Annotated in this window: 8 protein-coding genes; all 8 read left to right on the forward strand. The window is 44.3% G+C overall.

The features are described from left to right. Positions 1–382 precede the first annotated feature (382 nt). The 8 genes from V7L97_RS09965 to V7L97_RS10000 all read left to right on the forward strand — a co-directional run bounded on the left by V7L97_RS09965 (position 383) and on the right by V7L97_RS10000 (position 8,339). Entirely contained in the window at positions 383–784 is a 402-nt protein-coding gene (locus V7L97_RS09965; protein ID WP_333655554.1) for a HEPN domain-containing protein, read from the forward strand. Next, positions 751–1,083: a nucleotidyltransferase domain-containing protein gene (locus V7L97_RS09970; RefSeq protein ID WP_333655556.1), complete on the forward strand. Its 333-nt coding sequence runs from the start codon at positions 751–753 to the stop codon at positions 1,081–1,083. The genes V7L97_RS09965 and V7L97_RS09970 overlap by 34 nt, the downstream gene beginning before the upstream one ends. A 25-nt stretch (positions 1,084–1,108) precedes the next feature. Then, positions 1,109–2,224 (forward strand): glutamine-hydrolyzing carbamoyl-phosphate synthase small subunit, encoded by a 1,116-nt coding sequence (carA, locus tag V7L97_RS09975; protein ID WP_333655558.1) that lies wholly within the window; start codon positions 1,109–1,111, stop codon positions 2,222–2,224. Further along, the gene (locus V7L97_RS09980; RefSeq protein ID WP_333655560.1) at positions 2,218–2,742 is read left to right on the forward strand and encodes a flavin reductase family protein; all 525 of its coding nucleotides are present in this window, start codon (positions 2,218–2,220) and stop codon (positions 2,740–2,742) included. Before carA ends, V7L97_RS09980 begins: the two co-directional genes overlap by 7 nt. Further along, a complete protein-coding gene (locus tag V7L97_RS09985; RefSeq protein ID WP_333655561.1) occupies positions 2,739–3,365 on the forward strand; it encodes a hypothetical protein in 627 nt (208 codons plus the stop codon). The genes V7L97_RS09980 and V7L97_RS09985 overlap by 4 nt, the downstream gene beginning before the upstream one ends. Positions 3,366–3,557: 192 nt before the next feature. Next, positions 3,558–6,800 carry a carbamoyl-phosphate synthase large subunit gene (gene carB / locus V7L97_RS09990; RefSeq protein ID WP_333655563.1) on the forward strand — a complete coding sequence of 1,081 codons (3,243 nt, stop codon included), beginning with the start codon at positions 3,558–3,560 and terminating at the stop codon, positions 6,798–6,800. Between the two features lie 22 nt (positions 6,801–6,822). Then, a complete protein-coding gene (locus V7L97_RS09995) occupies positions 6,823–8,028 on the forward strand; it encodes a 6-phosphofructokinase (protein WP_442891809.1) in 1,206 nt (401 codons plus the stop codon). A gap of 50 nt (positions 8,029–8,078) precedes the next feature. Next, entirely contained in the window at positions 8,079–8,339 is a 261-nt protein-coding gene (locus V7L97_RS10000; protein WP_333655567.1) for a hypothetical protein, read from the forward strand. The last annotated feature ends 35 nt before the right edge of the window (positions 8,340–8,374 follow it).

Raw genomic sequence — 8,374 nt, forward strand, 5'->3', positions numbered from 1 at the left:
ATGGTAAAGCAAAATTATCTGAGACACGATAGCAAGGATTAAAAAAAACAATCTTTTTCTTATTGCTCCATATAGCCTGTTGAAATCCGGATACATCGACGCAAATTTTACTTTAGATGAGAAGTTTATAAAAGATGTCAACTTCATGGAAAAATATAAAGAAAAGTGTGAAGCAGATTTTTTGCCTATGGGGAAGACATTTTATTTTAAGGTATTGAGCAGTATAGGAAAAGAGTATATTGTACGATGCCCAATAAAGTCAGAAAAACTCCAGATATTAAAGAATCCACTTCTGATAGGAAAATAACTCGCAACTGGATTGTTAGAATACCTAAAGGTAAAGTGCTTTTAGTAGAATATTTAGATCAAGAGGGCAGAGAAAGTGTCAAAGGGAAATGATTCCATAGCAAACTGGATTAAATCTTCAAACTACGATATTAAGACCGCTGAGCATATGTTTGCTACAGGCAGGTATGTTTATGTCCTCTTTATGTGCCATCTTGCGGTTGAAAAGCTTCTCAAGGCGTTATATGAAGCTACTTATGAAAAAGTTCCGCCAAAAACGCACAATTTGATTTATCTGTCGAATGCCGTAAAGCTTGAAATCCCTGAAAATCTTTTGCAGACAATAGAATCTTTGAATGATTTAGGTGTTGTAACTAGGTATCCCGAAGATATCAATGCTCTTGTGAAGGCATTCAAGAAAGACAGGTCTGCCGAGTATCTTAAGAAGACAAAGGAGCTTTTGAGATGGCTAAAAAAAGATCCGAGATTAAAAAAATAGTTGAACGATATATAGCAGAACTTAAAAGATACGGGCTTGATATATCCACCGTTTTTTTATACGGCTCGTATGCAAAAGGGAAGCCAAAGGAGTACAGCGACATTGATATAGCGGTTGTATCATCATCGTTTAGGAACATGGATATTTTTGAACGGCAGATTATTTTAAGTAAAGCACATCATAACTTCGGAGAGCCGATTGAACCGATAGGGTTTACGCCTGAACAGATTTTAGACAAACGAGGATTTGCAAGAGAGGTTGTTGAAAACGGAGTTGTGGTTTATCGTACTGCAAAATGACTTTGAATACCTGGCAGGAGGATAGATGAATAAGGCATTGCTTGTACTGGCTGACGGGACTGTTTTTGAGGGAAATAGCTTTGGCTCTGAAGGAGAGGCCATCGGCGAGGTTGTTTTTAATACATCGATGACAGGATATCAGGAGATACTTACAGATCCATCATATAAAGGCCAGATTGTCACCATGACATACACACAGATGGGCAACTACGGCGTTAATGCGGAAGATATAGAATCATCGGGCGGCCCGAAGGTTGAGGGTTTTGTTGTCAGGGAATATCTCGATTTTCCGAGCAACTGGCGCTTGCAGATGCCCCTCGGACAATACCTCAGAGAAAATAATATAGTAGGCATAGAGGACATTGATACAAGGGCATTGACAAGGCATCTGAGAAATAACGGCGCGCAGATGGGCATAATATCGAGTGTTGATTTAAATCCTGAAAGCCTCCTTGAAAAAGTGAAGAAGCATCCCGGAATATCGGCGTTCGATCTCGTAAAGGACGTGACGACGAGGGAGGCATACTCATGGAATGAGGGGTGCTGGAAATGGTGCAAGGTCGAAAGGGGAGAGGCGGTTCTTAATGTCGTGGTTTATGACTTCGGAGTGAAGTTCAATATCCTGAGAAATCTCGTGGAGGCAGGCTTCAATGTCAATGTCGTGCCTGCCCAAATGCCTGCTGAAGCGGTTTTAGAGATGAATCCTGATGGAATCCTTCTAAGCAACGGCCCGGGAGACCCTGAGACAGTAACATATGGCATCGAAAATACAAAAAAACTTATAGGCAAAAGGCCCATCTTCGGGATATGCCTCGGACACCAGATACTCGGCCTCGCCCTCGGTGGAAGGACATACAAGCTTAAATTCGGTCATCATGGAGGAAATCACCCTGTGAAGGACTTAAAGACAGGCAGGGTTGAGATTACATCCCAGAACCACAATTACTGCGTGGATATTAACAGCCTTAAAGGACAGGTGAAATTGACGCACAGGAATCTATTCGACGGCTCGGAGGAGGGCATGAAGCATGTGGAACTTCCCGTATTCTCTGTGCAGCACCATCCCGAGGCAGGCCCGGGGCCCAATGATTCCACGCATTTGTTCAGAAGGTTCAGGGAGATGATGGAGGGAAAATGTTGAAGGAAATGAAATCGGACATCTACCATCTTATGCATCCGAAGATGGCGTTTTTTCTCACAAGCATTGCAAAGGACGGCAAACCCAATGTCATGGCGTGTGCATGGGCTACGCCTGTAAGCGAGGAGCCTCCCATTGTTGTGGTCTGTGTTTCAAAGGAGAGTTATACTGTAGAGTTGATTAGGCAGACAAAGGAGTTCGTGATAAATATCCCCACGAAGAAGCTTTTAAAGGCATTATGGATTTGCGGAAAGACATCCGGCAGGGATACGGATAAATTCAAAAAGGCAGGACTCAAATACAGCAAGGCCAAATCTGTAAAATCTCCTGTAATTGACGAATGCATCGGGCATATAGAGTGCAAATTATGGAAGGCTGTTGATGCAGGCGAATGTTATGCTTTCTTTGGGAAGGTAATTTCAGCTTATGCTGACGACAAATACATGAAGAAAGGCTTATGGAGCCAGAAAGCGGAGATACCACTGCACCTCGGCGGAAGCAGGATTGTGTATTTTAAATGACAGATAAATATCAGATGGACATAAAAGATAATATGCTCATATTCAGAACAAGCTCTTTCAGGGCTGAAAAGGGGAGCGTGCTTCACAGCGGCATTTATAACCGTGAGCTTTCATCGAGCCTTGCAGCAGGCGCACTGGTGATGCTGCTGGGATTTTTTTTTACCGCAAGATTTAAAACAACTGCCGTCCACTTTATTGCGGCGTTATTACTGTTCGTTATATCTTTCATTGTCTTCAGGACTTGTATTTTTCTTGAGCCTGTCCTCTGCGTTGCTATCGATAAGAAGAATGGAAATATCGATATTACACTAAGGAGGATTTTAGGAAGAAGGAGAATCATATCTCCCCTGTCAGAACTTGACAGCATCAGACAGGACTATCTATCGGTGACGCCGGAAAACCCTGATGGGATAAGGCTTGTGGAACAGGTTGCCCTTCAGCATGGTACGGTAATACCCGGTTTTGGAAAGACCGCAGAGTTTTATACAGTTGAGATGGAGTTTAAGAACGGAAAGAGGATTACTATTTTTTCATCCGAAGAGCCTTCAATGGCTGAAGATGTTAGAGCTAAATTGAGCGGCTTTATAGGTCAGGTACAGCTCAAAGACTTTAAAAAGTGTTAGTTCAAGTGTATATGAAAGATTATAAACGCATCACCCATGAAGTGCCCAATGTTGTAGATGACGGATACAAGATAAACGTATTTACAAGTGCGGGGTTTAAAGTTCTTTTCGCCGCACCTGACCTATACTTCAAAATTAGAATCGCTCAACTTGGATTGCAACAAGATTTAAAAATTTTATAAAGGGGTAAAAATGCCAAAGAGAACGGATATTAAGAAAATACTATTAATCGGCTCAGGGCCTATTGTAATCGGCCAGGCATGCGAATTCGATTACTCAGGGACGCAGGCATGCAAGGCCCTCCGGGAGGAAGGATACAAAATAGTGCTTGTGAACTCAAACCCGGCGACTATCATGACCGACCCGGAGATAGCCGATGCAACCTATATCGAGCCATTGTCATCGGAGATTCTGGAATTAGTTATTAAAAAAGAAAGACCCGATGCCATACTTCCCACAATGGGCGGGCAGACTGCATTGAACCTTGCGGTTGAATTATCGGAATCCGGATTCCTCGACAGGTACGGAGTTGAATTAATAGGCGCAAAATTGCCTGCCATAAAAAAGGCAGAGGACAGAGAACTGTTTAAAGAGGCCATGAGAAAGATAGGCCTAGATGTCCCAAAGAGTGCTGCTATTACAAGCATAAAGGACGGACTCGATATTATCAAGCATATAGGCTTCCCGGCAATCCTCAGGCCTGCCTTTACTCTCGGAGGCACAGGGGGAGGGATTGCATACAATATCGAGGAATACAGGGAACTCCTCGAAAAGGGATTAAAGCTGAGCCCTGTCCATCAGGTGCTGGTTGAAGAGTCTGCCCTCGGCTGGAAGGAATACGAACTGGAGGTTATGAGGGACAGGAAGGACAATGTGGTCATCATATGCTCCATAGAGAACTTCGATGCAATGGGAGTCCATACAGGAGATTCCATCACCGTAGCACCAGTTCAGACCCTGACCGATAAGGAATACCAGAGGATGCGTGATGCTGCTATTGATGTTATTAGAGAGATAGGCGTTGACACCGGAGGTTCAAATATACAGTTTGCCCTGCATCCAAAAACAGGCAGGATGATAGTTATTGAAATGAATCCGAGGGTATCGAGGAGTTCTGCACTGGCAAGCAAGGCAACCGGCTTCCCTATAGCAAAGATTGCTGCAAAGCTTGCTGTGGGCTATACACTCGATGAGATAAGAAACGATATAACAAGGAAGACGCCTGCATCCTTTGAGCCCACAATAGATTATGTGGTAACAAAAATTCCGAGGTTTACCTTTGAAAAATTCCCTGAAGCAGATGCGACACTAACAACCCAGATGAAGTCTGTGGGTGAGGTGATGTCCATAGGCAGGACATTCAAGGAATCCCTGCAAAAGGCATTGAGGAGCTTAGAGATAGGCTCTGCAGGTTTTGAAAATATAGAGACCGATATCGATGAAATAAAAGCCAGGTTAAAGACGCCAAATGCCGAAAGGATATGGTATATAGCACAGGCATTGAGACAGGGGATGGGTGTGGATGAGATTTATGAGCTCACATGGATAGACCCGTGGTTCTTGAATAATATGAAGCAGATTGTGGAGATGGAAAATAGAATAAAGGAGTCAGCAATCAGCAATCAGCAGTCAGCAGAAATGCTTAAAAAGGCGAAGGAATACGGTTTCTCTGACAAGAGGATTGCAGAATTGACAGGCAAAACAGAAGCTGACATTAGACGATTAAGGATTGAGCTTGGGATAAAGCCTGTATATAAGCTGGTTGATACCTGTGCTGCAGAGTTTGAGGCATATACCCCGTATCTTTATTCGACGTACGAAAAACCGTACTTTAGCCTTCAGCCTTCAGCCCTCAGCCCTAAAATAGAATGCGAGGCAAATCCAACAGACAAAAAGAAGGTGATCATCCTCGGCTCGGGCCCGAACAGGATCGGACAGGGAATAGAATTCGATTATTGCTGTGTTCATGCGGTCTTTGCTCTGAAGGAGCTTGAATATGAGACTATAATGGTAAATTGCAATCCAGAGACAGTCAGCACAGATTACGACACTGCAGACAGGCTTTATTTCGAGCCTTTGACAATAGAAGATGTCTTAAACATTATCGAAAAGGAAAAGCCAGAGGGTGTAATAGTCCAGTTCGGAGGCCAGACACCGCTGAAACTCGCTGTGCCTCTTGAAAGGGAAGGGGTGAATATCCTCGGCACATCCCCTGACTCCATCGACAGGGCAGAGGACAGGAAGAGATTCAAAGAACTGCTGCATAAATTGAATTTAAAGCAGCCTGAAAGCGGAACGGCAATGTCCTGCGAAGAGGCTGTGGCTGTTGCAGACAGGATAGGATACCCTGTAATGGTAAGGCCGTCTTATGTCCTCGGCGGAAGGGCAATGGAGATAGTCTATAATGAGACGTCCCTGACAGATTATATGAAAAGGGCGGTTAAGGCATCGCCGGAGCATCCCATTCTTATCGATAAATACCTCGAAGATGCAATAGAGGTGGATGTGGATGCCATATCGGACGGTGTGGATGTTGTTATCGGCGGTGTTATGGAGCACATAGAAGAAGCAGGGATACATTCAGGGGATTCTGCATGTTCCATTCCTCCATATTCCCTGCCTTCAAATATTGTGGATGAGATAAAGAGACAGGCAAAGGCTCTGGCAAAGGAGCTTAATGTCGTGGGCCTGATGAATGTACAGTTTGCAGTAAAGGACAGTGATATATTTATCCTTGAGGTCAATCCGAGGGCATCGAGGACAATTCCTTATGTAAGCAAGGCTACGGGCATTCCTCTTGCAAAGCTGGCTGCAAAGGTTATGCTCGGAAAGACATTGAAGGAACTGGGCATTGTTAAAGAAAGAGAGGTAAAACATGTGGCTGTCAAAGAGGCGGTTTTCCCGTTTGACAGATTCCCGGGAGTCGATGTCATCCTCGGACCCGAAATGAAGTCCACAGGCGAGGTTATGGGCATAGACAAAGACTTCGGGCTTGCATACGCAAAGGCCCAGGCTGCAAGCAACAATAAAATACCCACATATGGAAAGATATTCATCAGCGTAAAGGACAAAGACAAGCCTCATGCCGTTGAGATAGCAAAAAGTTTATCCGAGATGGGCTTTCAGCTTATTGCAACGAGAGGGACGAAACAGTACCTTGAGGATAGCGGTATTAATGTCGACTTAATTAATAAGGTCATGGAGGGAAGACCCCATGTTGTTGACATGATAAAAAACAAGGAAGTAAACTTTATAATAAACACGGTTACCGGTGCACAGGCGCAGAAGGATTCGTTGTCTATCAGGAGAAGCGCACTTCAGCATAATATCCCTTACACAACCACAATATCCGGTGCAAAGGCTGTGCTGAGGGCAATAGAGATGCTTTTGAAAAGGGAATTAAGCATAAAATCGATACAGGAATATCACAAGTAAAAAGGAGGTTTGTATGTCATCCATCAAAAGAATCGGTGTTATTACAAGCGGTGGCGACTGCGGAGGTCTTAATGCAGTCATTAAAGGGGTTGCACGGTATGCCTATTCATTGGGAATCGAGTCGGTTGTAATCCCCAATGGCTATGCAGGTCTTTATAACCTTATTGACCTTGATAAGGTTGTCTCCCTTGATGCAGAGCGCGTAAGCAAAATAGAGGCTTCCCTTGCAGGCTCCGAGGCAGGGCACTCCCGCGTAAAACTGAGCAAGATAAAGGACCCAAATACTTACGAAAGGATAAAGGAGGGTCTCAAGAAGTTCGGAATAGATGCACTCATAATAAGCGGAGGCGACGACACAGGAAGCGTTGTGGTCGACCTTGCATCCCACGGAGTCCCCTGCATACATGTGCCCAAGACCATGGACTTAGACCTTCAGCCTTACAGTGTTGGAGGTGATTCTGCAGTGAACAGGATAGCCACCTTTACGAGGGACTTGAAAACAACGGGGTTGAGCCACAATCGTGTGCTTGTTATCGAGGTTTTCGGGAGATATGTTGGGCATACGGCGTTCAGGGGCGGCGTAGGTGCAGAGGCCGACTGCATATTGATACCGGAGATACCTGTTGACTTTGATGTTGTCTATGAGCATATGAAGACTACATATTTTGGAAGGGTGATGAGGAGCGATGTGAAGGCAGGCACATATATCATTGTTGTTGCCGAAGGGCTTAAAAACGCAAGCGGAGAGATGCTTTACGATGAATCGGCAGGCGTTGATGCATTCGGACACAAAAAGCTTGCAGGAGCAGGTAAATATGTCAGGCAGCAGTTGGAGAAAAGGCTTAAGAATGACCCGGAGGTCGTAGAATTTATGAAAAAGACAGGAATGTATGCACCTGGTGTTTACGAGATTCCGGAAGTAAGGGAGGTAATACCGGGGCATCTGGTGCGCTGCGGCGGCTCATCCGCATATGATGTGAATTTCGGCTATAAGGCCGGAGCAGCAGCAGTAGTATTGTTATTGGAGGGAAAGATTGCAAATACGGTGGTTAATGTGGATGACAACAGGATCCACTATATGCCCACATCAGAGGCAATAAAGAGGAGGGAAGTGGATATTAAGGAAGTTGCCCTTTTTGAAAGCCTTGGCATCTGCTTCGGAAGAAAGCCGCAGAAGTTCGAGTATGAGTTTTCAGAGGCGAATGGAGGTATTGTACGACATTTGTAAGCAGAAATTTCTCGATTTAAGGTTAATATATTTGCAGGGGAGTTTGAGGCGTGTCTATTTTTAAAAGAATAACGCAGAAACAGTACCGATTAAAGTCCTTTGTATGCATCGCCGTCTTGATAGCATCGTATATTAGTTTTAACGCAACATATCTTGTTGTGTCATCCATTTGCCGTAATGCCTTTATAAAAAATGCAGATGAAGTTTCCGACGCAATATCGCATCAGATATTCAACTCCATGCTCCAGCTTATGGAGCGCGGCTGGAGCATGGATGAACTAAAGACATTTCTCCACATCTGTCCAAAATAGATTTTAGAAAGACCTCCGATTCAGGTAGTATAGAA

This window comes from Dissulfurispira sp., assembly GCF_036745535.1.
GTDB lineage: Bacteria > Nitrospirota > Thermodesulfovibrionia > Thermodesulfovibrionales > Dissulfurispiraceae > Dissulfurispira.

What these genes read in the sequence shown, in the direction of transcription:
- V7L97_RS09970 (WP_333655556.1), top strand. Translation starts at nt 751, where the DNA reads ATGGCTAAAAAAAGATCCGAGATTAAAAAAATAGTTGAACGATATATA.
- carA (WP_333655558.1), top strand. Translation starts at nt 1,109, where the DNA reads ATGAATAAGGCATTGCTTGTACTGGCTGACGGGACTGTTTTTGAGGGA.
- V7L97_RS09980 (WP_333655560.1), top strand. Translation starts at nt 2,218, where the DNA reads ATGTTGAAGGAAATGAAATCGGACATCTACCATCTTATGCATCCGAAG.
- V7L97_RS09985 (WP_333655561.1), top strand. Translation starts at nt 2,739, where the DNA reads ATGACAGATAAATATCAGATGGACATAAAAGATAATATGCTCATATTC.
- carB (WP_333655563.1), top strand. Translation starts at nt 3,558, where the DNA reads ATGCCAAAGAGAACGGATATTAAGAAAATACTATTAATCGGCTCAGGG.